This window comes from Amycolatopsis stemonae (assembly GCF_054781455.1).
Map to the genome: position 1 here is coordinate 543,015 of NZ_BAAGUJ010000005.1, position 22,721 is coordinate 565,735.

At 73.3% G+C, this 22,721-nt stretch carries 22 protein-coding genes; 8 read left to right on the forward strand and 14 right to left on the reverse strand.

Annotated elements, in window-relative coordinates:
* Positions 1–33 precede the first annotated feature (33 nt).
* From ACYVLJ_RS21970 to ACYVLJ_RS21980, 3 genes are all read right to left on the reverse strand, one after another.
* A complete protein-coding gene (locus tag ACYVLJ_RS21970) occupies positions 34–1,848 on the reverse strand; it encodes a flavin-containing monooxygenase (protein WP_460440081.1) in 1,815 nt (604 codons plus the stop codon).
* 90 nt (positions 1,849–1,938) lie between these two features.
* The gene (locus tag ACYVLJ_RS21975) at positions 1,939–3,114 is read right to left on the reverse strand and encodes a sigma-54-dependent transcriptional regulator family protein (RefSeq protein WP_460440082.1); all 1,176 of its coding nucleotides are present in this window, start codon (positions 3,112–3,114) and stop codon (positions 1,939–1,941) included.
* 66 nt (positions 3,115–3,180) lie between these two features.
* Positions 3,181–3,924 carry a sigma-70 family RNA polymerase sigma factor gene (locus tag ACYVLJ_RS21980; RefSeq protein WP_451981357.1) on the reverse strand — a complete coding sequence of 248 codons (744 nt, stop codon included), beginning with the start codon at positions 3,922–3,924 and terminating at the stop codon, positions 3,181–3,183.
* 83 nt (positions 3,925–4,007) lie between these two features.
* Between ACYVLJ_RS21980 and ACYVLJ_RS21985 the strand changes: the two genes are divergently transcribed.
* Both ACYVLJ_RS21985 and ACYVLJ_RS21990 read left to right on the forward strand, forming a co-directional pair.
* Complete coding sequence (locus tag ACYVLJ_RS21985) at positions 4,008–4,688, forward strand: TetR/AcrR family transcriptional regulator (protein WP_460440083.1); 681 nt, start codon at positions 4,008–4,010, stop codon at positions 4,686–4,688.
* A gap of 81 nt (positions 4,689–4,769) precedes the next feature.
* A complete protein-coding gene (locus ACYVLJ_RS21990; RefSeq protein ID WP_460440084.1) occupies positions 4,770–5,765 on the forward strand; it encodes a TerC family protein in 996 nt (331 codons plus the stop codon).
* Here ACYVLJ_RS21990 and ACYVLJ_RS21995 read toward each other — a convergent pair.
* Positions 5,745–6,161 carry a VOC family protein gene (locus ACYVLJ_RS21995; protein WP_460440085.1) on the reverse strand — a complete coding sequence of 139 codons (417 nt, stop codon included), beginning with the start codon at positions 6,159–6,161 and terminating at the stop codon, positions 5,745–5,747. The two genes, ACYVLJ_RS21990 and ACYVLJ_RS21995, sit on opposite strands and share 21 nt — an antisense overlap.
* A gap of 22 nt (positions 6,162–6,183) precedes the next feature.
* On the opposite strand from ACYVLJ_RS21995, the gene ACYVLJ_RS22000 reads away from it, so the two are divergent.
* Positions 6,184–6,831, forward strand: a complete 648-nt coding sequence (locus ACYVLJ_RS22000; protein ID WP_460440086.1) for a GntR family transcriptional regulator — start codon at positions 6,184–6,186, stop codon at positions 6,829–6,831.
* Here ACYVLJ_RS22000 and ACYVLJ_RS22005 read toward each other — a convergent pair whose 3' ends face one another.
* Positions 6,832–7,554, reverse strand: a complete 723-nt coding sequence (locus ACYVLJ_RS22005; protein ID WP_460440087.1) for a TetR/AcrR family transcriptional regulator — start codon at positions 7,552–7,554, stop codon at positions 6,832–6,834. It lies immediately after the preceding gene.
* A 94-nt stretch (positions 7,555–7,648) separates the two neighbouring features.
* On the opposite strand from ACYVLJ_RS22005, the gene ACYVLJ_RS22010 reads away from it, so the two are divergent.
* The 3 genes from ACYVLJ_RS22010 (at position 7,649) to ACYVLJ_RS22020 (ending at position 11,443) form a co-directional block, all read left to right on the forward strand.
* Positions 7,649–9,163, forward strand: a complete 1,515-nt coding sequence (locus tag ACYVLJ_RS22010; RefSeq protein WP_460440088.1) for an FAD-dependent monooxygenase — start codon at positions 7,649–7,651, stop codon at positions 9,161–9,163.
* 388 nt (positions 9,164–9,551) lie between these two features.
* Entirely contained in the window at positions 9,552–10,370 is an 819-nt protein-coding gene (locus ACYVLJ_RS22015) for a DUF427 domain-containing protein (protein WP_460440089.1), read from the forward strand.
* A 59-nt stretch (positions 10,371–10,429) separates the two neighbouring features.
* On the forward strand, positions 10,430–11,443 hold the full coding sequence (locus ACYVLJ_RS22020) for a zinc-dependent alcohol dehydrogenase (protein WP_460440090.1): 1,014 nt from the start codon (positions 10,430–10,432) through the stop codon (positions 11,441–11,443).
* Here the strand turns inward: ACYVLJ_RS22020 and ACYVLJ_RS22025 are convergent.
* The gene (locus ACYVLJ_RS22025) at positions 11,440–12,990 is read right to left on the reverse strand and encodes an adenylate/guanylate cyclase domain-containing protein (protein WP_460440091.1); all 1,551 of its coding nucleotides are present in this window, start codon (positions 12,988–12,990) and stop codon (positions 11,440–11,442) included. The genes ACYVLJ_RS22020 and ACYVLJ_RS22025 overlap by 4 nt on opposite strands.
* Positions 12,991–13,162: 172 nt before the next feature.
* Here ACYVLJ_RS22025 and ACYVLJ_RS22030 point away from each other — a divergent pair, with 172 nt between their 5' ends.
* A complete protein-coding gene (locus tag ACYVLJ_RS22030) occupies positions 13,163–14,068 on the forward strand; it encodes an AurF N-oxygenase family protein (protein ID WP_460440092.1) in 906 nt (301 codons plus the stop codon).
* A gap of 1 nt (position 14,069) precedes the next feature.
* Complete coding sequence (locus tag ACYVLJ_RS22035; protein WP_460440093.1) at positions 14,070–15,530, forward strand: FAD-dependent oxidoreductase; 1,461 nt, start codon at positions 14,070–14,072, stop codon at positions 15,528–15,530.
* Between the two features lie 3 nt (positions 15,531–15,533).
* On the opposite strand, the gene ACYVLJ_RS22040 is transcribed toward ACYVLJ_RS22035, so the two are convergent.
* From ACYVLJ_RS22040 to ACYVLJ_RS22075, 8 genes are all read right to left on the reverse strand, one after another.
* Entirely contained in the window at positions 15,534–16,061 is a 528-nt protein-coding gene (locus ACYVLJ_RS22040) for a pyridoxamine 5'-phosphate oxidase family protein (protein ID WP_451981392.1), read from the reverse strand.
* A 2-nt stretch (positions 16,062–16,063) separates the two neighbouring features.
* Positions 16,064–16,564: a winged helix-turn-helix transcriptional regulator gene (locus ACYVLJ_RS22045; protein ID WP_460440094.1), complete on the reverse strand. Its 501-nt coding sequence runs from the start codon at positions 16,562–16,564 to the stop codon at positions 16,064–16,066.
* A gap of 74 nt (positions 16,565–16,638) precedes the next feature.
* Entirely contained in the window at positions 16,639–17,778 is a 1,140-nt protein-coding gene (locus ACYVLJ_RS22050; protein WP_460440095.1) for a M20 family metallopeptidase, read from the reverse strand.
* The gene (locus ACYVLJ_RS22055; protein ID WP_460440096.1) at positions 17,775–18,761 is read right to left on the reverse strand and encodes a ketopantoate reductase family protein; all 987 of its coding nucleotides are present in this window, start codon (positions 18,759–18,761) and stop codon (positions 17,775–17,777) included. The genes ACYVLJ_RS22050 and ACYVLJ_RS22055 overlap by 4 nt, the downstream gene beginning before the upstream one ends.
* Positions 18,754–19,530 (reverse strand): SDR family NAD(P)-dependent oxidoreductase, encoded by a 777-nt coding sequence (locus ACYVLJ_RS22060; RefSeq protein WP_460440097.1) that lies wholly within the window; start codon positions 19,528–19,530, stop codon positions 18,754–18,756. Before ACYVLJ_RS22060 ends, ACYVLJ_RS22055 begins: the two co-directional genes overlap by 8 nt.
* Positions 19,530–20,816 (reverse strand): MFS transporter, encoded by a 1,287-nt coding sequence (locus ACYVLJ_RS22065; protein WP_460440098.1) that lies wholly within the window; start codon positions 20,814–20,816, stop codon positions 19,530–19,532. Before ACYVLJ_RS22065 ends, ACYVLJ_RS22060 begins: the two co-directional genes overlap by 1 nt.
* Complete coding sequence (locus tag ACYVLJ_RS22070; protein ID WP_460440099.1) at positions 20,813–21,697, reverse strand: polysaccharide deacetylase family protein; 885 nt, start codon at positions 21,695–21,697, stop codon at positions 20,813–20,815. The genes ACYVLJ_RS22065 and ACYVLJ_RS22070 overlap by 4 nt, the downstream gene beginning before the upstream one ends.
* The gene (locus tag ACYVLJ_RS22075) at positions 21,694–22,701 is read right to left on the reverse strand and encodes an Lrp/AsnC family transcriptional regulator (RefSeq protein WP_451981415.1); all 1,008 of its coding nucleotides are present in this window, start codon (positions 22,699–22,701) and stop codon (positions 21,694–21,696) included. Before ACYVLJ_RS22075 ends, ACYVLJ_RS22070 begins: the two co-directional genes overlap by 4 nt.
* Positions 22,702–22,721 lie beyond the last annotated feature (20 nt).

The window sequence follows — 22,721 nt, forward strand, 5'->3', positions numbered from 1 at the left end:
GGTGCCGTCCGCCCGGACGGCACCCCCCTCCGGTCAGCTCAGGTGATGGCGTTCCTGCAGGCCGTACACCGGCGTCGGGATGCCCTCCGCCCGGGCTTTCAGCTGCAGCGCGAGGTAAAGCGAGTAGTGGCGCGACTGGTGCAGGTTGCCGCCGTGGAACCACAGCCCGTCCTGCCGGGTGGGCTTCCACATGTTCCGCTGCTCGCCCTCCCACGGGCCCGGGTCCTTCGTGGTGTCCGAGCCCAGGCCCCAGACCTTGCCGACCTTGTCCGCGACCTCCTGGCTGATCAGGTCGGCGGCCCAGCCGTTCATCGAGCCGTAGCCCGTCGCGTAGACGACCAGGTCGGCTTCCAGCTCGGTGCCGTCCTCCAGCACCACGGACGTCTCGGTCAGCGACGCGACCTGGCCGTGCGCGAGCTTGACCTCGCCGTCGGCCACCAGGTCCGCCGCGCCGACGTCGATGTAGTAGCCCGAGCCGCGGCGCAGGTACTTCATGAACAGCCCGGAGTCGTCGTCGCCCCAGTCGTGCCGGAAGCCCGCCGCTTCGAGGCGGTCGTAGAACTCCTGGTCACGCTCCTTGATCGCGGCGTACACCGGCTGCTGGAAGGTGTGCATGATCCGGTAGGGGAGCGAAGCGAAGGTCAGGTCCGCCTTCTGCGTCGTCATGCCGGCGGCCAGTGCGCGCTCGGAGTACAGGTCGCCCAGGCCGAGGTCCATCAGCGAGTCGGACTTCACGATGTGCGTCGAGCTGCGCTGGACCATCGTGACGTCGGCGCCGGCCTCCCACAGCGCGCCGCAGATGTCGAACGCCGAGTTGTTGGAGCCGATGATCACGGCCTTCTTGCCGCGGTAGGCGTCCGGCCCGGGGTGCCGGGAGCTGTGGTGCTGCTCGCCGCGGAAGCGCTCCTGCCCGGGCAGCACGGGAACGTTCGGCTTGCCCGACATGCCGGTCGCCAGCACGAGCTGCTTCGGCTTGAGGACGACTTCTTCGCCGTCGCGGTCGAGGACGACCGTCCACTCCTGGGTTTCCTCGTCGTAGGCGGCGCTCTTGCAGGTCGTCGACGACCAGTAGGTCACCTCCATGACCTTCGTGTACATCTCGAGCCAGTCGGCGATCTTGTCCTTCGGCGCGAACACCGGCCAGTTGCGCGGGAAGTCGAGGTAGGGCAGGTGGTCGTACCAGACGGGGTCGTGCAGGCACAGCGATTTGTACCGGCCGCGCCACTGGTCGCCCGGCCGGGCGTACCGGTCGACGACCACGTGCGGCACGCCCAGCTGGCGCAGCCGGGCCCCCAGGGCGATCCCGCCCTGCCCGCCGCCGATGACGACGACGTACGGCTGCCGCGCCGTGCCCAGCTCGGCGGCCTCCGCTTGCCGCGCTTCGGACCAGGTGACGCGCTCGCGGTTGACGCCGTGCTCCGCGCCCTTCGGCCGAAGCGTGCCTTGCGGTTCCTCGTGGCCCTTCAGCTCGTAGAGCGTCGTGAGGAACGTGAACGCGCCTTCGTCGGTGAGCCGCAGGTGCCCGCGGCCGCGCCCGGCCGCCGTTTCGAACCCGATCCACGCCTCGACGACGCCGTCGGACTCGGTGGGTTCTTCGGTGGCGTGGAACCCGGTCGCGTCGGCGCTGTCCATCGTGGCCAGCAGCAGGTCCTTGACGCCGTCCCGGTTTTCGACGGTCTTGAGGTTCCAGGTGAACGCGACCAGGTCCCGCCAGAACGACGTCGTGGCGAAGAGGGCCGCGGCCCGGTCGGCGTCACGGGCCGCGAGCGCGGCCTCGAAGTCGGCGAGCCAGCCGTCGACGCGCTGCCGGGCGCCGAGGGTCGCGGCCGGTTCGAGGGTCTGGGTCATGAGCGGACCTCCCCGTCTCGGGCACCGTCGTCGTCGGCGGCGCGTTCAGGGCAGCCAACCGCGCCGGCCCGGGCCGGCGTAAGGGTTGCCCTAAGGTTGCAACAGCACGACGTCGACGCCGGGGGCGATCCGGTACGGGCGGGCCAGCAGCAGGCCGCCGACGAGCTTGCGCAGCCGCGACAGCTCCGCGCGCACGGTCACCAGGTGCGTCCGGTCGCCGTAGAGCGTCTCCGACAGCTGTGCGGCCGACACCCCGGCCCGCCCGGCCGTCGCGATCAGCCGCAGCAGCTCGGCCTGCCGCCGGCCGAGCGGGTGCGTCCACTGCGCGGAGCCTTCGACGATCGCGCGCGGCGGGTCGAAGGCGAGCGTGAGCTTCAAGGTCTCGCCGCCGGCCGGGCGCAGCAGCCAGCCGCCGGGCACCGGTTCGGGTTCGCACGCCCCGATCCCGCGGACCGCGACCGGCATCCCGTGCCGGGGCGCGGCCACCCGGTCGATCCCGGAGACGCCGCTCTGCGCCGCGACCCACCCGTGGTCGTCGACGACGAGCCCGGGCCCGCCGCCGAGCACGTGCCCCGACAGCTGCCGGAGGCCTTCGAGCCGCGCCTCGTGCCGCTGGTGCAGCACGGCTTCGGCCAGCCGCACCGACGTCCCGACCAGGGCGACGGTCATCGGGTGGACGGTCTCGGCCGGCCCGCTGACGTCCACGATCCCGAGCAGCTCGCCGGTCCGCGGGTCGTGCACGGGGTAGGCGGTGCAGGCCCAGGCGTGGTGCGAGCGCACGAAGTGCTCGGCGGCGAACATCTGGACGGGCGCGGCCTCGGCCAGCGCCGTCCCGATGGCGTTGCTGCCGATCGCGGGCTCCGACCAGGTCGCGCCCTCGGTGAAGCCGAGCGAGTCGGCGCGGTGCCGCACCCCGCGCGCCCCTTCGCGCCAGAGGACGACCCCGTCGGCGTCGGTGACGACCATCAGGTGGTGGGCGTCCTCGGCGACCGACGTCAGCGCGCCGCGCAGTTCGGGGAGCACTTCGTTGAGGCGGCAGACGGTCCGCCGCCGTTCGACTTCGGCGGCCCCGACGGGATCGGGCGCGGGCGGCCGGTCGGGATCGACACCCTGCGCGGCGACGCGCCGCCAGGACCGTTCGACCAGCCGGCGCGGCGCGATCCGGGGCGCGCGCCCGGCCAGGACGGCGTCGTGGATGCCCGCGAGCAGGCGGGCGTGCCCGGCCACGTCGGTGCCGGGCCGGACCGCGCAGACTCCTTCGTCCACCGCCACCTCCTGGGCCGGGCCCCCACGGTAACCCCGCGCACCGGGGGCGGGGCAACCTCGGCGCACCTACCCGGTGAGGCGGACCGCCGATCCGGGCAGCTCGCGGTTCGCCTCGTCCAAGCCGCTCACGACGGTCCGGCAGGAGCCGCAGCCGGCGATGTGGTCGGCGACGACGCTCGCCCGGCGCGGTGACAGCCCGCCCCGGACCCACGCCCCCAACCGCCGGCGCGGCTCGCGGCAGACCGGCTGCTCGGCGTCGGGCACCTGGACCTGCAGGTAGGCCTGCCGCAGTCCCTCCCGCGCGCGCATCGCCAGCGCCGACACGCTGTTGGGCGTCAACCCCAGCAGCGGCGCGGCTTCCGTCGGCGAGTCGCCTTCGGCTTCGGTCCGCCAGAGCACCGTGCGCCACCGGCCGGGCAGGGTGCAGTAGGCCGTCCAGACGAGGTTCTCGTTCGACCGGTGCAGGGCCAGTTCCTCGGCGCCGCTCGAGGACGTCTCGGGGACCGTCTCGCACAGTTCGACGCGGCTGCGCTGCCGGCTCCACCGCGAGACGAGGTTGCGCATCGTCACGACGAGGTAGGGCCGGAGGTCGCCGTCCGGGCCGCCACCCGCGCGCACCACGGCCAGCACCCGGGCGAACGTCTCGGCCACCAGGTCGTCGCGCTCGGCGGGCTGCCTCGCCCACGCCGCGGCCGTCCGCCGCAGGGGCCCGGCGTGCCGCCGGTACAAGGCGCCGCACGCGTCGAGCTCGCCCGCGCGAAGGGCGGCGAGCAGCTCGGCGTCCGACAGTTCCTCGGCGACAGTTCCCATCGGTACTCTCCGCGACCAGCCGGCACCCAAAGTAAGAGGTACGGCAGTGTACGCCATAGGGGTCCGCCGGTACACTCCAGCCGATGACGTCGACGGACACCCCGCGACGACCCGACGGCCGCGCCGCGCGGTGGGCCGGCCAGCGCGACCGCCGTCGCCGCGAGTTCGTGGAAGCGGGGCTGCGCGCGATCGCCCGGCACGGGCCCGAAGTCTCCACCGAGCAGATCGCCGACGAAGCCGGAGTGGCCCGCACGCGCCTCTACCGGCACTTCGACGACGCCGCCGACCTCCAGGAGGCGATCGCCGCCCGGGTCGCCGAGCTGATCACCGCCGAGTTCGCGCCCCTGTGGCACCCCGGCGGCACCCCGATGGAGCTGATCCGCACGGCGATCGGCGCGCACACCCGCTGGCTGGCCGAGCACGGCGCGTTCTACCGCTACCTGACCAAGCACGCGATGTCCGGCTCCCGGGACGTCTTCGCCGACGGCAAAACCGCCATCGCCCGTCAGCTCGCGATCGTCTTCGAGCACTACCTCGCGCTGTTCGGAGTGGACACCCGCGTGGGCGAAGCGGTCGCGTTCGGGCTCGTCGGCCTGGTCGAGTCGAGCACGTCGCGCTGGCTGGAGAGCCCGCGCGGCGTCGAACGCGCCGAACTGGCCGCGCTGCTGGCCCGCTGGGTGTGGGGGATCGTCGACGACACCCTGCGCGCGGGCGGCATCCGGCTCGACCCGCACACCCGGCTGGCCGCCGCGCACCTCGGCTGAAGAGTCCACTGTGGACTCCTGGTGCGGGTTCGCGTTCCGCCCCTTACGATCGCGGCAAGGACCGGGGAGCGGGGGACGGGGATGGGTGTCGGCACCTGGCTGGTCACGATCGGCGTCGTCCTGGCGTTGCTCGCGCTCGACCTCGTGGTCGCCGCGCTGCGGCCGCACCGGGTCGGGTTCGGCGAGGCCGTCGCGTGGTCGGTGGGCTACATCCTGGTCGCGGTGGCGTTCGGCGTCTGGCTGACGCTGGCCCACGGCGGTGAGCTCGGCACCGAGTACTTCGCCGGCTACATCGTCGAGAAGAGCCTGTCGGTCGACAACCTTTTCGTGTTCGTGATCATCATGACGACGTTCGCCGTCCCGGAGGAGCACCAGCACAAGGTGCTCACCTTCGGGATCGTCCTCGCGCTGGTCATGCGGGCGGCGTTCATCGCCCTCGGCGCGACGCTCCTCGCGCTGTTCTCGTTCATGTTCCTGCTCTTCGGGCTGCTGCTGATCTACACCGGCGTGCAGCTGTTCCGGCACCGCGACGCCGACCCCGACATCGAGCACAACGTGATCGTCCGGACGGCCCGGCGGCTCCTGCCGGTCTCCGACGCCTACGACGGCGGCCGGCTGCTCACCCGCACCGGCGGCCGCCGCATGGTGACGCCGCTGGTCGTGGTGCTGGTCGCGATCGGCGGCGTCGACCTGCTGTTCGCGCTGGACTCGATCCCGGCGGTCTTCGGCGTCACGGACGAGCCGTACGTCGTCTTCGCCGCGAACGCGTTCGCGCTGCTCGGCCTGCGGGCGCTGTACTTCCTGGTCAAGGGCCTGCTCGACCGGCTCGTCTACCTCTCCGCCGGGCTCGCGGTGATCCTCGCGTTCATCGGCGTCAAGCTGATCCTGCACTGGGCGCACGTCGACGTCGACGCGCGCGTCCCGGAGATCGCGACGCCGGTCAGCCTGGCGGTGATCCTCGGCGTCCTGGCCGTCGTGACGGTCGCCAGCCTGGTCAAGACGCGGCGCGACCCGGCCGCGAAGGCGCACCCGGGCTCGCTGCGCGCGCCGGACGCCTCAGACCGCGAACACCTGTGAGTCGTCGGCGAACGCCTTGAACTCCAGGGCGTTCCCGGCCGGGTCGAGCAGGAACATCGTCCACTGCTCGCCGGCCTGGCCTTCGAAGCGCACGTACGGCTCGATCACGAACTTCGTCCCCGCCGCGCGCAGGCGGTCGGCGAGGGACTTGAACTCCTCGACCGTGAGGATCAGGCCGAAGTGCGGCACCGGCACGTCGTGGCCGTCGACCGGGTTGTGGACGCGCTCGCGCCCGCCCGGCGCCAGGTGCGTCACGAACTGGTGGCCGTGCAGGTTCCAGTCGATCCAGGTCTCGGCGCTGCGGCCCTGCTCGAGGCCGAGGGTCCCGCCGTAGAAGGCGCGGGCGGCGGCCAGGTCGTCGACGGGCATGGCGAGGTGGAAGCGAGGCCTGATCATGTCTTGATGTTAACATTGCGACATGAACAGGCAAGTGGCTCCGGCGCGGCGCCGGGGACTGGCCGACGAGGTCGCCGACCGCATCCGGGACGCGATCTTCGACGGGGGCTACGCGCCCGGCAGCCAGCTGCGCGAAGTCGAGCTGGCGGAAGCGCTCGGCGTCAGTCGCGGGCCGGTGCGGGAGGCACTGTTCAAGCTGGAGCGCGAAGGTCTCGTCCGCGGCGAATGGCACCGGGGCACCACGGTCACCGCCCTGTCCGACGAGGACGTCGCCGAGCTGGACAGCCTGCGCGCGGCCCTGGAGCAGCTCGCCGTCGGCCTGGTGGTGGACCGCGCGCCCGACCTGGCGGCGGTGGACGCGGTGGTGCGGCGCATGGAACGGGCGGCCGACGAGCACGAGATGGTGCGCTGCGACCTCGACTTCCACGACGCCGTCTACGCCGCGGCCGGCCACCGCCGCCTGCGGGAGGCCTGGGCGGCGATCCGGTCGCAGGTGCACCTGTTCCTGCTGACCCGGATCGGCGTCGAGACCGACGGCTACCTGGCCGCGATCCCCGCCGAACACCGGCAGCTCGCCGACGCCCTGCGCGCGGGTGACCGGGACGCGGCGCTCGAGCTGTTCGCGACGCACCGCCGCCTCGCGTTCGACCTCCTCACCGGGCGGTCCTGATCACGACGGCAGGTGGGTGGCGATCCCGGCCAGCACCCGCTCCAGCCCGGCTTCGAAGCCCCGGTCCAGCCGGTCGGCGGCGTGCGGCAGCTCGGCCTCGACCATCACGCGGGTGAAGCGCGGGTAGAACCCGCTGTCCACGATCATCGGACCGTATTCGCCTTCGCGTTCCATCCACTGGTCGTGGCTCAGCCCCGAGCGGCGCGCCGCCTCCTGGTCGGCCAGCTCGCCCAGCACGTGCCCGAGGACGAACGCCGAGAGCGTGCCGAGCGCGGCGAGCATCTCGTCGGTGTCCAGGTCGACGTCGTCGAACGCCGAAAGCGTCAGCTCGCGCCAGTGCAGGCTGTGCGGTCCGTGGATCGCGCGGCCGGCGAGCACCGCGGGGAACCACGGGTGCCGCAGCGCGACGTCCCGCAGCAGGCGGGCGATCGCGCGCAGCCCGTCCCGCCAGCCGGCGGGCAGGGCGGTGCCGCGCAGCTCGCCCATGACCTCGTCGCCCATCAGCTCCAGCACTTCGTCCTTTTTGGACACGTAGCGGTAGAGGGAGGTCGTCCCGGCGCCGAGTTCGGCCGCGACTCGCCGCATCGAGACGGCGTCGAGGCCCTCGGCGTCGGCGATCCGGATCGCGGCGAGGGCGACGTCTCGCCGGGTGCGGGCGGGCTTCGGGCCGCGGGTGCCGTGCTCGGGACGCAGCCAGAGCGGCGGCTGGTCGTTCGCCGGCACCGCTCACCTCCTTCGGTATTGCGAACACTGTACCCAGTTCGCTACCGTGGTGTTACTGAGCACGCTGTGCCCGGGTTTCGATGGGGTGGGGGAGATGGACTTCGACGTCGTGGTGGCCGGGGGCGGCCCGGTGGGCCTGCTGCTGGCCGGTGAGCTTCGGCTGGGCGGGGCCCGGGTGCTGGTCCTGGAGCGGGAGGCGGAAACGCCGCGCTCGCGGTTCGGCTCGATGGGTGCGCGGTCGCTGAACACGCCTTCGGTGCACGCACTGCACCTGCGCGGCCTGCTGCCCGCCGTCGAGCGGGCGGCGGTGATGTGGGTCGGCCCGGACACGCTGCCGCCGCCCGGCGCGCCGGTGGGGGACGTGTTCGCCGGGCACTTCGCGGGGATCGGCATCCGCGCCGCCCGGCTCAAGCCACCGGGTCCGGGCGAGGAGTTCTTCGGCGCGGGGGTGATCAGCCAGGCTGACCTGGAGGAGATCTTCCGGTCGTGGAGCGGGGCCGAGGTGCGCCGCGGCGTCGCGCTGACGGGGTTCGACGCCGACGACGAAGGCGTGACTGTCCACACCGGACAGGGCGAGGGCCGCGCCGGCTGGCTGGTGGGTGCCGACGGCGGGCGCAGCACCGTGCGCCGGCTGGCCGGGATCGCCTTTCCGGGCGTGGATCCCGTCTTCACCGGACGGCAGGCCGTGGTGGACCTCGACGACCCGGGGAAGCTCGTCGCCGGGGACTGGCAACACGGGGAGCACGGCTCGTACGTCGTCGGCGGCTGGGGCGAGGGCGACGGCCCGCCCCGGGTGCACACGGTCGAGTACGCCGTGGCCGAAGACCGGGACGCGCCGGTCACCGCCGAGGAGGTCCAGGCGAGCCTGCGGCGGGTCAGCGGCACGGACGTCGCGGTCACGCGCGTCCACGTCGGCACGCGCTACGCGGACACGACCCGGCAGGCCGAGACGTACCGGGCGGGCCGGGTGCTGCTGTGCGGCGACGCGGCCCACGTGCACTCGCCGGCCGGCGGGCAGGGGCTGAACCTCGGCCTCGGCGACGCGGTCAACCTCGGCTGGAAGCTGGCGCTCGTCGCACGGGGTCTCGCGCCGGAGTCCCTTTTGGACACCTACACGCCGGAGCGGCACCCGATCGGCGCGTGGGTGCAGCGGTGGAGCCTGGCGCAGACGGCGCTGAGCACCCCGCGCGGCCCGCGGGCGGAGGCCCTGCGCGCGGTGGTGGCCGACCTCCTCGACACCCCGGACGGCGCGACCCACGTGGTCTCGAGCATCAGCGGCGGCTGGCAGCACTACGACCTCCCGGGCGAGTTCCCCCTGATCGGCCACCGGGTGCCGGACCTGGCCCTCGACGACGGAACGACCCTGGCGACCCGCTTCCGCGACGCCCGCGCGGTGGTGCTCGACGCAGGGGTGGGCGCTTCGGCCGTCGCTGCGGAGTGGGGGACCCGCGCGCGGGCCGAGACGGCACGCCCGCTGGCATTCCCGGACCAGCCGCTGGCGGCATTGATCCGTCCGGACGGCTACGTGGCCTGGGCAGGAGTCGGCGATCTCGACGAGACGGCGTTGCACGAGGCGATGACGACCTGGCTCGGCCCGGCCGGTCGTTGACCGGGCGGGGGTTGGCGACCTTGGCGGGTGGGTGTTGCACGAGGCGATGACGACCTGGCTCGGCCCGGCCGGTCGTTGACCGGGCGGGGGTTGGCGATCTCGGCGGGTGGGTGTTGTGCGGCTATGAGGGTTTGGCTCGGCCGGCCGGTCGTTGACCGAGGCTGGTGTTGGCGACCTCGGCGGGCGGGTGTCTGGCTCGGCCTGTCCGGTCGTCGAGTGTGGGCGGTGAACTCGGTGTGAGGGCGTTGCGCGACCCGGCTCGGCCCGGCCAACCGTTGACCGCGGCGCTCGGCGGTACGGGGGTGGGTGACCTCGACGAGACAGCGCTGCGCGAACCGGCTCGGCCCGGCCGTTGACCGCGGCGCCCGCCGGGGCGGATCGTGGACCCATGGCGACACGCATGGGAGCGCGGTTCACCGGGGACCTGGCCCGGCTGCGGTACGAACCGGTGGCAAAACGGGTCCGGGCGGTCGCGGGTGGACGGACGTTCGCCGACTCGCGGCGGGCCGTGCTGGTCTGGGAGCCGAAGCGGGTGGTGCCCTCCTACGCGGTGCCGGAGCCCGACCTGCGAGCGACCCTGACCGCCGCGGACGGCGAAGGGGCGCCGGAACACCCGGTGCGGCTGGCCGAGGGCGGCCCGCCGGTCCTCGACCCGCGGACCGCCTTCGCCGTGCACACCTGCGAGGGCGAGCCGCTGACCCTGGCCGCGGACGGCGTGACCCTGCCGGGCGCCGGCTTCCGGCCCGCCGATCCCGACCTGGGCGACCACGTCGTCCTCGACTTCGGCGCCTTCGACGCGTGGCTCGAGGAGGCCGAGCCGATCGTCGGCCACCCGCGGGACCCGTTCTCGCGCATCGACATCCGGCGCAGCGACAGCCGGGTGCGGATCGAGGTGGACGGCGTGGTCGTGGCCGACTCGACGGCGTCCCGCGTGCTCTTCGAAACCGGCATCACGCCGCGCTACTACCTGCCGCGCGAAGACGTCCGGATGGACCTGCTCACCCCGTCGGACACGCGCACCACCTGCGCCTACAAGGGCCACGCGACGTACTGGTCGGTGGGCGGGCAGCAAGACCTGGCCTGGACCTACGACGAGCCCCTGTCCGACGCGCGCGAGATCGCCGGGTACATCGCCTTCCTCACCGAACGCGCCGACGTCGTCGTGGACGGCGAGCGCCGGCCCCGGCCGGTCACGCCCTGGTCCTAGGGGACCGGCAGCAGGTCACGCGCGGCCGGTCACCGGGCCGGGCGTGCGAGCATTCAGCCATGTCTTCGACCATGCGTGCCTTCGTGCTCACCGGCCCGCGGCGGGGTGAAGTGCTCGAGGTGCCGGTGCCCGAGCCCGCCCCGGGCGAGGTCGTCGTCGACGTCGACCGGGCCGGGGTCTGCGGCACCGACGTCGAGTTCTTCACCGGCGAGATGGCCTACCTCCACCAGGGGCACGCCGCCTACCCGATGCGGCTCGGGCACGAGTGGGCCGGCACCGTCTCGGCCGTGGGCGACGGCGTGGACCCGGCCTGGCTCGGCCGCCGCGTCATGGGGGACACCATGCTCGGCGACCGGACGTGCCGCCGGTGCCGGCGCGGCCACCAGCACACCTGCGAAAACCGCCAGGAGGTCGGGATCCGCGGCGGGCGGGCCGGGGCGCTGGCCGAGAAGCTCGCCGTGCCCGCGTGGTCGTTGCACCCCCTGCCGGACTCGGTCGACGCCGTGCTCGGCGCGCTCGTCGAGCCGGGCGGGAACGCGCTGCGGGCGGCGCGGGCCGCTGGTGCCGGCGAGGGTGACCGCGCGCTGGTGCTGGGGCCGGGCGCGATCGGGCTGCTTTCGGCGATGTTCCTGCGCGCGGCGGGCGCCGAAGTGCACCTCATGGGCCGGGAGGGCGACGTCTTCGCCCGCGAACTCGGCTTCGCGCACGTGTGGACCCGCGAGACCTTGCCGGATCGGGCCTTCGACGCGGTCGTCGACGCTTCGGGCGCGGTCGAACTGCCCGCCCTCGCGGCCGAGCTGGTGGAACCGGCGGGCCGTGTCGTCTACATCGGACTGTCCAGCCGGCCCAGCCTGCTCGACACCCGGGCACTGGTGATGAAGGACGCCACCGCCGTCGGCGTGCTGTCCGCGTCGCCGGGGCTGGCCGACACGATCGCCGCCTACGCCACCGGGGCCGTCGACCCGCGGCCGCTCGTCGCGGCGACCGTCGGGCTCGACGAGGTCGGCGCCGTGCTCGCCGGGACGCACGACGCCGGGCCCGCCCCGAAGATCCACGTCGACCCGCGGCTCTAGCGGGGGGCCGCCAGGGTCGTCGGGCGGCTGCGGCCGCGCAACGTGACGTCCTCGGTCGCGGTCCACCGCCCGGCTTCTTCCGCGGCCGCGGCTTCGACCGCCGTCCACGACGCGAGGAGCCGGCGGGGGGCGTTCTTCGCCAGCTCGGTCAGCCGGGCGGCCTCGTTGACCGGGTCACCGATCACGGTGTACTCGAACCGGCGCGGGTCGCCGACGTTCCCCGCGACCGCGTCGCCGGTCGCGACGCCGATGCCGGCCGGCCCGTCCGGCACCTCGAGCGCCAGCCGCCGGGCGATCGCCCGGCCCGCGGCGAGCGCGCACGTCGCGTGGTCCGCCAGCTCCGCGGGCGCCCCGAAGACGGCCAGGGCGGCGTCGCCGATGAACTTGTTGACCAGCCCCTGGTGCCGGTCGACCTCGTCGACGACCACGGCGAAGAACCGGTTGAGCAGGCCGACGACCTCCTCGGGCGGGCGGCTCGCGGCCAGCGCCGTCGACCCGACGAGGTCGACGAACAGCACCGACACCGTGCGCACCGAGCCACCGAGCTCCGCGGACGAGCGCATGGCCTCGACCGCCACCTCACGGCCGACGTGGCGGCCGAACAGGTCGCGCATCCGCTCGCGCTCGGCGAGCCCGGCCGTCATGTCGTTGAACCCGGCCTGCAGCAGGCCGAGCTCGGTGCCGTCGTAGACGGGGATCTCGACGGCGAAGTCCCCGGCCCGCACGCGGCTCAGCGCGTGCCGGACCGAGGAGATCGGGCTGACCACGGCGCGGGCGGTGAACACCGTGACCAGCAGCCCGAAGCACAGCACGACCAGGCCGAGCGCGATCACCGACACGGCGAGCTTCGTCGTTGAGACGTCGCCGCGCACCCAGGCCAGCGCCGCGGTGACGACCAGCCCGGCCACCGGCACCCCGGTGCCCAGGCACCAGAACAGCAGCATCCGCAGGTTGACGCCGCCGCTGAGCGGGCGCGGCGGCGCGGCCCCGGCCAGGGCCCGCGCCGCGTAGGGCCGCAGGGCGAACTCGCCGAAGAGGTAGGCGATCGCGCACACCACGACGCTCGCGAACGCGACGACGAGGAACACGGTCAGCGCGACGGCGGGCTGCCGGAGCACGGCGATCGCCGCGAACACCAGCGTCGCCAGGCCCCACAGGACGGCCTGCATGAGCGTCAGGCGCAGCGGGACGCGCAGGCTGGCGGCGCGTTCGGCGTCGGTCGGGGCCCGGCCCTCGGCCGCCCAGCGCAGCGTCCGCAGCGCCCCGCGGGTGCCCCACAGCGTGCCGACGACGACAGCCGCGACGACGTAGACCGGGACCGCGATCGCCGTGACCCGCACGAGCTCGCCGGACATGCCCGGCGCCGGCATCAGCAGCGCGGCCAGGCCGGCCACGACCAGCGCGCCGATGACGTTCGTGGCGATCAGGGTGGCGGTCAGCAGGCGCTGGACACGGCGGCGCAATACGGTGGCGTCCTGGTCGAGGGGCCCGAGCAGCCCGGAGCCGAACGGCCCGGACCGGGCGGGGGTGTGACTGCGTGAGGGCACCGGTTCCTGCCGATCGACGCGAACGAGTGAACAACTGTACACCGAAACTTTAGCGGTTCACGCCGGGACGATGGCCTGCGCCGCGCCGGTAGGCGACGGGTGTGCACTCGAACCGATATGTGTTACGGTTGGTAACAGTGAACTCGGGTAACACCTGACGAGGAGGTCGGCGATGACCAGCATCAGCGAACGCGAGGCGGCGACGGACCGCGAGACGACCGCGCGCCGGCTGCTGGAGTCGTCGGAGCTGCTCTCCTACGACCCGGTCAAGGAAGTCGACTGGGAGACGCCGCTCGACACGGACTACCACGGCGCGAGCCCGGAGTGGAGCTCGCTCTACGGCACGTCCTACTGGGCCGAGATGACGCCGGAGCAGCAGCGCGAGCTGACCCGCCAGGAGGCGGCGTCGGTGGCCAGCACCGGGATCTGGTTCGAGATGATCCTGCAGCAGATGGTGCTGCGGGACTTCTACGCGAAGGACCCGACCGACCCGGCGTTCCAGTGGGCGCTGACCGAGATCGCCGACGAGTGCCGGCACTCGATCATGTTCGCCCGCGGCGCCGCCAAGCTGCGCGCGCCCGCCTACCGGCCGCGCCGGTTCGTCGTCGAGCTCGGCCGCGTCTTCAAGGCCACCGCGACCGGGGAGGCCGCCTACGCGGCGATCCTCGTCGCCGAAGAGGTCCTCGACGTCATGCAGCGTGACTGGATGCGCGACGATCGCGTCGTCCCGTTCGTGCGCACCATCAACAACATCCACGTGGTCGAGGAGTCGCGCCACATGAAGTTCGCCCGCGAGGAGACCCGCGAGCGGCTCGAAGGCGCGGGCTGGGTGCGGCGGCAGGTCAACGCGCTCGTGGTCGCGATCGCGTCGTACTTCATCGTCACCAGCATGGTGAACGGCAAGGTCTACGAGAACGCGGGGCTCGACGGCAAGCGCGGGCGCCGCGAGGCGAAGGCCAACGAGCACCACAAGTCGATGCTGCGCTCCAGCTGCAGCGGGCTGATGGAGTTCCTGCACTCCGCGGGGCTGCTCACCAAGCCGTCGCTGTGGTTCTACAAGCGCGCGAACCTGATCTGACATGGCCTTCGCGATCACGCAGACCTGCTGCGCCGACGCGTCCTGCGTGTCGGTCTGCCCGGTCAACTGCATCCACCCGGCGCCGGGCGAGCCGGACTTCGGGACCACCGAGATGCTCTACATCGACCCGGGCACGTGCATCGACTGCGGGGCCTGCGCCGACGCCTGCCCGGTCGACGCGGTCTTCCCGGCCGGCGACCTGACCGGGCCGCTGAAGGCCTACGAGGAGATCAACGCCGGGTACTACGCGGAGCGGGACGTCCTCGCCGAAGCGACCGTCGCCCCGAACTTCCACCGCTGGTCGCCGCCGGAGTTCAGCCGGATCCTGCCGAGCGACTTCACGGCCTTGGACGTCGCGGTCGTCGGCAGCGGCCCGGCGGGCATGTACGCGGTCGAAGACCTGTTGCTGCACACCAACGCGCGGGTCACCCTCGTCGACCGGCTGGCCACGGCCGGCGGCCTGATCCGCTACGGCGTCGCGCCCGACCACCCGTCGACGAAGAAGATCGGCGAGACGTTCGCGCGCTTCCACGACCACCCGCGGCTGCGGCTGCGGCTCGGCGCCGAGGCCGGGCCGGACCTGGCCGCACGGCACGACGCCGTGATCTACGCGGTCGGGGCCACCGAGGCTCGCCCCCTCGGCATTCCCGGGGAAGACCTGCCCGGCAGCCTGCCGGCCGCGACGGTGGTCGGCTGGTACAACGGCCACCCGGACGTCGCCCCGGCCGCCGTGGACCTCTCGGCCGAGCGCGTGGTCGTGGTGGGCACCGGCAACGTCGCCCTCGACATCGCCCGGATCCTGACGGCCGACCCGGAGGCCCTGGCCGGCACGTCGCTCGCTCCGCCGGCGTTGGCCCGGCTTCGCTCGAGCAAGGTCCGCGAAGTCGTCCTGCTGGCCCGGCGCGGGCCCGAAGACGCCGCGTACACGCAGTCCGAACTGCTGGCCCTGGCGGCCCGCGGCGACCTCGTCGTCGACGCGCACGACCCGCGGACCGCCGCGGCGATCGACGCCGGCGACGGGAAGGCCGCGCTGCTGCGGGGCCTGCCGCGCGAGCCGGTCGACTGGTCGTCCCCGCCGCCGGACGGCGCTCGCCGGGTCGTCCTGCGGTTCCACTCGGCGCCGCTGGAGTTCACCGGCGACACCGAGGTCCGCGGCGTCCGGGTGACCGGCGACGTCGAGATCACCGCGGGCCGGGTCGTGCGGGCGGCCGGCTTCCGCGGCGCCCCGGTGCCGGGCCTGCCGTTCGACGAAGCGACCGGCACGGTCCCGAACACCGCGGGCCGCGTCGAACCGGGCACGTACGTGGCCGGGTGGATCAAGCGCGGACCCTCGGGCGGTATCGGCGCGAACAAGGCGTGCGCGCGCGAGACGGTCGGCGCGTTGCTCGAAGACGCCGTCGCCGGCCGGCTGCGGTCGCGCGGCCCGCGGCGCGGGCTGGCGAAACTGCTCGGCCGCGCCTGAGTTTCAGGGCCGGTGGCTGGTGTGGGTGAACTCCACAGTGGACAGCATCGAAGTGTCCGATGTGGAGCGCCGGCGGCCGAAGGCCAGTACCTTCGCCGGTTCGACCGCGTAGACGACGGCCTCGTGGCCGGACTGGCGGAAGCCGTCTTCGGTCGCTTCGTAGTCCCAGCTGCCGTCCCACTTCTCCAGCCACGCCTTGGCGAGCCGTTCCAGCGTGCGCTTGTCGGCGACCCGCCGGGCGACCCCCTCGACGACGACGTCCAGGGCGTCGTCCCACGAGTCGCGGCCGGTGGTCAGCACGACGTTCGGGTTCGCGGTCAGGTTGAGGTACTTCTGCTCGGTCTCGCCGGTGGCGAAGTGGACGGCGCCGTCGAGCCAGACGGCGACCAGCGGCGTCACGTGCGGCCGGCCGTCCGCGCGGACCGTCGTGAGCCAGCTGATCTGCGCGTCTGCCAGGGCCTTCGTGGTTTCGGCCCAGCCGGTGGCCGTGGCGCCGGGGTCGCTGAACCGTTCGTCGAGCCGGGTTTCCATCGTCACTCCGTTCGGTCGGCCACGGCGGCCGCGTAGGCGGCCTCGAGGCGCGCGGCGACGGTCGGGCCGTCCGGCGCCTCCCCGTGGCGGGTACCGAGGTGGGTCTCGCGCAGTTCGTCCATGAAGGCCTCCCACAGCGGGGGACCGCCGGCGACGAGCACCCCGGCCCGGGCGGCGTAGGCGTCGCCGGCCGGCAGGTGCCGGACGCCCCACGCGCTGAGCTGCACCAGCACCGGGACCAGGTCGATCGCCCGCTCGGTCAGGCTGTAGGTGACCTTCTGCTTGTGCGAAGGATCGCCGGCCCGCGTGAGCAGCCCGTGGTCGACGAGCACCGCCAGCCGGTCGGCCAGCACGTTGGACGAAATCCGCTCTTCGCCGCCGAGGAACTCGCGGAAGTGCCGAGCCCCGCCGAACACGACGTCACGCAGCACGAGCAGCGTCCACCGGTCGCCGAAGATCTCCAGCGACAGGTTGATCGGACACCCCGACCGCGCGTCACGCACTGATACCACCTCGCAACTGGTTGCATTACGAGAGCAGTATGCGCCGTCGCCGACCGGTTGTAAACCGAGAGCGGTTATCCGGCGAGCCGGTGCAGGACGGCGGCGGCCAGCGCGGTGCGCTCCAGCATCCCGGTGACGCTGATGTGCTCGTGCCGCGCGTGCGCTCCGTCGCCGACCGCGCCGAAGCCGTCCAGGACCGGGTGGCCCAGGGCCGCCACGAAGTTGCCGTCGCTCGCGCCGCCGACCGAGCACTCCCGCAGCGTGACGCCCAATTCCGCGGCCTGCTCGCGGGCCACTTCGTACAGCTTCGCGATCGGTGCCGACCGTTCCATCACCGGCCGGTTCCAGCCGCCGGTGATCTCGAGGGTCGCGCGGGGGTCGGTCGCCTTGAGGGCCGCCAAGCCCGCGTCGATGCGGGCCGCCTCGGCGGCGCTGGACACGCGGACGTCGATCTCGCCCGACGCCGCGCCCGCGATCACGTTCTGCCGGGTGCCCCCGGTGACCACGCCGACGTTCACCGTCGTGCCGGCGTCCGGATCGGACAGTCCGTGCAGCGCCAGGACCGCCCGCGCCAGCTCGTCGATCGCGCTCGCGCCCTTGGCCGGATCCAGCCCGGCGTGGGCCTCGACGCCCTTCGCGTGCACCTGGAACAGGCCGACGCCCTTGCGCGCCGTCTTCACCGCGCCGTCGGCGCTCGCCTCGAACACGAGCGTCGCCCGGGTGCCCGCCGCGGCCTCTTCGATCACCGGGCGCGACGCCGGGCTGCCGATCTCCTCGTCGCCGTTGAGGACCAGCCGCACGGCCGGGCGGGGCAGGCCCGCCGCGTCGAGCGCGCGCAACGCCCACACCGCGTGCACCAGCCCCGACTTCATGTCGAAGATCCCCGGCCCGGTCGCCCGGTCACCGGCCACGGTGAACGGCCAGTCCGCGAGGGTGCCGAGCGGCCACACCGTGTCGTAGTGGCACAGCACCAGCACCGGCTCGCCGCGGCCGGGAAAGTCGTAGACCTTGATGTCGCCGTGCCGGCCGCCGTCGACGTCCCGGACGGCCGCGGGTTCGCCCAGCCGCTCGCGCAGCCAGCCGTCCACCCAGGACAGTCCCGCGTTCAGGGCGGCCTTGTCGTCGCTGGGGGTTTCGATGCCGACGTACTCGGCGACGTCGGCCAGCAGCTCGTCGCGGTGCGCGGCCACCCACTCGTGCAGTTCCCGGATCACAGGCCTCGCTCCAGTTCGGTCAGGTGGTCTTCGGACATCGCGACGACACCGGTTTCGACCTCACGCAACCGCGCCAGCATCGCGCGCAGCAACGGCACGTCCGCCTGCGCGAGGACCGGCGCGTAGTGGTGGTGCACCTCGACCGGCCGGTGGCGCACGGCGATGTCGCGCCAGATACCGCTGCGGTCCTTCGGCTGGGTGCGCAGCCACGCGGTGAGCCGGTCGGTCGCCTCCTCGCGGCCGGGCGCGCCCGGCAGGTACGCGGCGGGGTCGAACTGGTCGAACGCCTCCAGCGTCCGGTCGCCGGCCGCGGTGAGGACTTCGGCCGCGAGCGCGTGCATGAGCGGGCGGTGCCGGTCGATCAGGTCGGCCATCGGCGCGTCGGCGAGCGCGGTCGTGGTGAGCATCGCGCCGAAGCCCAGCTTGGCCCACAGGTACCCCTCGACGTTGGCCGTCGCCTTCGCCGGGCCCCAGGCCTGCAGGTCCGCGACGACCTCCTCGACCCGGCCGGTGATCCGCCCGTCCGGCTCGCCGACGACGAGCGCGCCGAGACCGCCGTCGCGCACCACCCCGGGCTCGACGACGTCCGCGAACAGGTTCACGAACGCGCCGACCGTCCTTTCCGGACCGACGCGGCCGGCGATCAGCGGTTCGTTGAGCCCGTTCTGCAGGGACACGACGAACCCGTCCTCGGCCAGCCGCGGAGCCAGCCAGGGCAGTACGTCTTCGGTGGCTTGCGCCTTGACGGCCAGGAGCACCCGGCCGAACACCGGCGGGGCCGCGTCCGGCACGAAGGCGGGCAGCTCGACGGTCTCGTCGCCCTCGGGGCCGCGCAGGGTGAGCCCGCGGTCGCGGATCGCCGCGACGTGCGCCGGGTCGGCGTCCACGATGGACACCGGGTGGCCGGCCCGCGCGAGGTGGAACGCCAGCGTCCCGCCGATCGCGCCGCCGCCGACCACTGTGTACGAGCGCCGGTCAGACATGCCCTTCCTTTCCTTGCTGGACGGTCGTTTCCCCGGCCCAGTGCAGGGGCAGCCCGGCGGCGCCCGCGGTCGAACCACCGTCGACGCGCAGAACCGCGCCGGTGATCCAGGCCGCCTCGGGGCCGGCGAGCCAGTACACGGCGTCGGCGATCTCGCGCGGCTCGCCACGGCGCCCGAGCGGGTTCACCGACACCGCCGCCGCATATGCCTCCGTGACGGGGTTCGCGTCGCTGTCCACGGTGACGAACCCCGGGCTGACGGCGTTGACGCGGATGCCGTGCGGGCCCAGCTCCACCGCGCAGGCCTTGGTGACCATCTCCAGTGCGGCCTTCGACGTCGCGTAGTGGGCCGCGCCGGGCCGGGCCCGGGTCGCCGCGCCGGAGGAGATGTTGACGACCGCGCCGGTGGTCCCGGCCGCGGCGTGCATCCGTCCGAACGCGACCGTGGTCAGCAGCGCGGCCCGCACGTTCACGTCCTGCACGCGGTCCCAGATCGCCGCGGTCATCTCCAGCAGGGGAGTGGCGGGGTAGATCCCGGCGGCGTTGACCAGGACGTCGACCGGCCCGGCCCGCTCGACGAGTCCTTCCGCGTACTCGGCGTCGGCGAGATCGCCGGGCAGTTCGACGGCGTCGCCCAGCCTCGCGGCCACCGTGGACAGTTCGTCCGGGCGGACGTCGGACAGCACGAGCCGGTCACCCGCGGCGGCGAACCGCCCGGCGATGGCGGCGCCGATCCCGCCGCCGGCCCCGGTGACGAGCACGGTCCGCACTACAGCACCTTGCCCTTCGTCTCCGGCATGGTCAGGTACACCGCGACGCCGATGAGCGCGGCGACCGCCACGTAGATCCACACCAGGTTGCCGAGGTGGTGCGCGTTCAGCCAGGTCGTCACGTACGGCGCGGTGCCGCCGAAGATTGCCACGGAGAGTGCGTACGGCAGGCCGATCCCGGTCGTGCGGACCTCGGGCGGGAACTGCTCGGCCATGACCACCGCGCAGTTCGCCGAGTACCCGACGATCAGCACCAGGCCGACCAGTTCGATGACGAAGACGCTCCAGAAGCTGTTGCCCAGGAAGTGGAACGCGGGCCAGGCGAAGACCACGAACCCGGCGGCGAACGCCGTCATCGTCGCCTTGCGCCCGAGCTTGTCCGACAGCAGGCCGCCGAAGGGCAGCAGCGCGATGAACACGACCATGGCCAGGGTGTTGGCCAGCAGCGCGGTCTTGAGCGGGATGCCGGTGGCCAGGTGCGCGTACGCGGGCATGTAGGAGACCCACACGTAGTAGATCAACGTCCCGGCGATCGTCACCCCGGCCACGCGCAGCGCGGCCCGCGGGTGGTCGCGCAGCATCGCGACCAGCGGGTTGCGCCGCGGCTTCGCGCCGAGCTTGCCGAAGGCCTCGGTCTCGTGCACCGACACCCGCAGCCACAGGCCGACCAGGCCGAGCAGCCCGGCGAGGCCGAACGCCAGCCGCCAGCCCCAGCCGTGCAGGGCGGCGTCCGACAACGTCGAGTTGAGGATCGTGCCCATCAGCGCGGCCAGCAGGGAGCCGAGCCCGACCGAGACCTGCTGCCACGAACCGGCGAACGCGCGCCGCCCGGGCGCGGCCGACTCGATGAGGAACGCCGAGGACGAGCCGAACTCGCCGCCCGCCGAGAAGCCCTGCACGAGCCGCGCGAGCAGCAGCACGATCGGCGCGAGCACGCCGATCTGCGCGTACGTCGGGCAGAGCGCGATGACGATCGACGCCCCGGCCATCAGGGAGATGGTGAGGGTCAGGCCCTTCTTGCGGCCCTTGCGGTCGGCGTACGCGCCGAGCACGGCGCCGCCGATCGGCCGCATCACGAACCCGACGGCGAACACGGCCAAAGTGGACAGCAAGGCCGTGGTTTCGCTGCCACTGGCGAAGAACTGGCCGGCGAAGACCGGCGCGAACGTGGCGTAGACGGCCCAGTCGACCCATTCGACGGTGTTGCCGACGGCGCCGGCGACGATCGCCTTGCGCTGCTGCGCCGTCAGCCGGTGGGAGGCGACGGCGGTGTCCACTGTGGTCATGGCTGCTCCCGCAGGACGTGGTCCACGATCCGGGCGTGCGTGGCGTACCAGACGTCGTGGCCGGAGATGTGGTCGAGGAGTTCGGAAAGGACGGTGAGGCGCGAGCGGTGCCCGATGATGTGCGGGTGCATGGTGAGCTGGAAGATGCCGCCGTCGGCGAGCGCGGCGTCGAACTCGTCGCGCCAGATCGTCAGCACGCCGCGCGGCGGGGTGTAGGGCCGCAGGGACGCGAACCGGTCCATCATGAAGTACGGCGCGTCGTCGCGGATCCACTCGACTGGCAGCTCGACGACGCCGGTGGGCTCGCCGTGCTCGAGGATTTCGTAGCAGTCGTCGTCGGCCATCAGCGACGAGTCGTACTTCAGGCCCAGCTCGCGGGTGATGGCGAGGGTGTGCGCGGAGAAGTCCCACGACGGTGTCCGGATGCCGACCGGCCGGGTGCCCGCGAGGCGTTCGAGGACGTCGGCGGCGCGGAAGGCGAGGTCGCGTTCTTCGGTCTCGGTGAGCGCGGTGTTGCGCTCGTGGATCCACCCGTGCAGCGCCACTTCGTGCCCGTCGTCCACATAGGACTTGACCTCGCCCTCGTGCAGCAGCGCCGAGACGGCGGGCACGAAGAAGGACGCGGGGGCGTTGTGGCGCCGCAGAAGGTCGAGGATCCGCGGCACGCCGACGCGGGCGCCGTATTCTCCCTGGGCCAGCTTGCCGGGCAGCACTTCACCGTCGCGCAGTGCGGGGGTCTCGTGGTCGGAGTCGAAGGACAGCGCCACGGCGACCTTGGCGCCGCCGGGCCACGACGCCGGGCGCAGCGGGCGCCCGGCCCGGACGTGCTCGACGTGCCCCCGCCACGTCGCTTCGTCCCAGAGCCACGGCTGGTCGGTCATGCTTCCTCCAAGCTGGCGGCGGGGGTCGGGGCCCACGCGCGCTTGAGCGTCGAAACCTGCAGGGTCACGTCGGCTTCCCGGAGCCCGGGCAGCGCGCCGACGACGTCGGTGGTGTGGCGGTACAGCTCGCCGTAGTGGCGCAGCACGATCTGGCCGACCAGGTTGAACCGGCCGGTGGTGGCGCTCAGGTACTTCGTGCCGGGGTGCGCGGCGAGCTGCTGCCCGGCGCGGTCGAGCTCACCGGGGACGATCGAGAGCCAGAGCATGAACTCCAGCGCGTAGCCGAACATCGCGGGCTCGGCGAGCGTCCGGAACCGCAGGCAGCCGCGCCGCACCAGCGAGTCGACCCGGCGGGCCACAGTGGACTCGCTCGTGCCGACCTGTTTGGACACCTCCTTGAACGGCAGCCGCCCGTCCTCGCCGAGCGCGGCGCAGAGGGCGAGGTCCACTTCGTCGAGCTGCTCGGGCGGCCGCTCCCAGTGCTGCTCCTCGAACGGCCGGACGTCGCCGCCGCGCAGGTCGGTCGCGGCCTCGGGGGTGAGCTCGCCGGAGTCCCAGTCGTGGTTGGAGGTGAAGGTCCGCATCACGGCGAAGGTCTCGGCGTCCCGGATCGCTTCGGCGGCGGGGAAGCCGTTCTCCTGCAGGCCGGCGATGTCGGCGTAGGAGGGCAGGACGAACTCGGCGGAGCAGTCGGCACTCCCGGCGAGCACGGTCGCGTACCGCACGTCGGGCCGGGCGGCGAGCGCGTCGGCGACCGCGGCGGCGGCACCGGGACGGCACTTGAGCCGCGCGAGGACGGGGACGCCGAGCCCGCAGCGGAGGACGTCGACGACACCGATGACCCGCAGCCGCCCGCTCTCGGTGAGCTTTTCGGCCCGCCGGAGCACGGTGGACTCGCTGGCTCCGACGTGCCGCGCGATGGCCCCCCACGGCGCCCGGCCGTTGAGCTGCAGGGCCGCGACGATCCGCCGGTCCAGCTCGGTGGTCTTGCCTTCGTTCTGCACAGGACGCATCCTGAATGCAG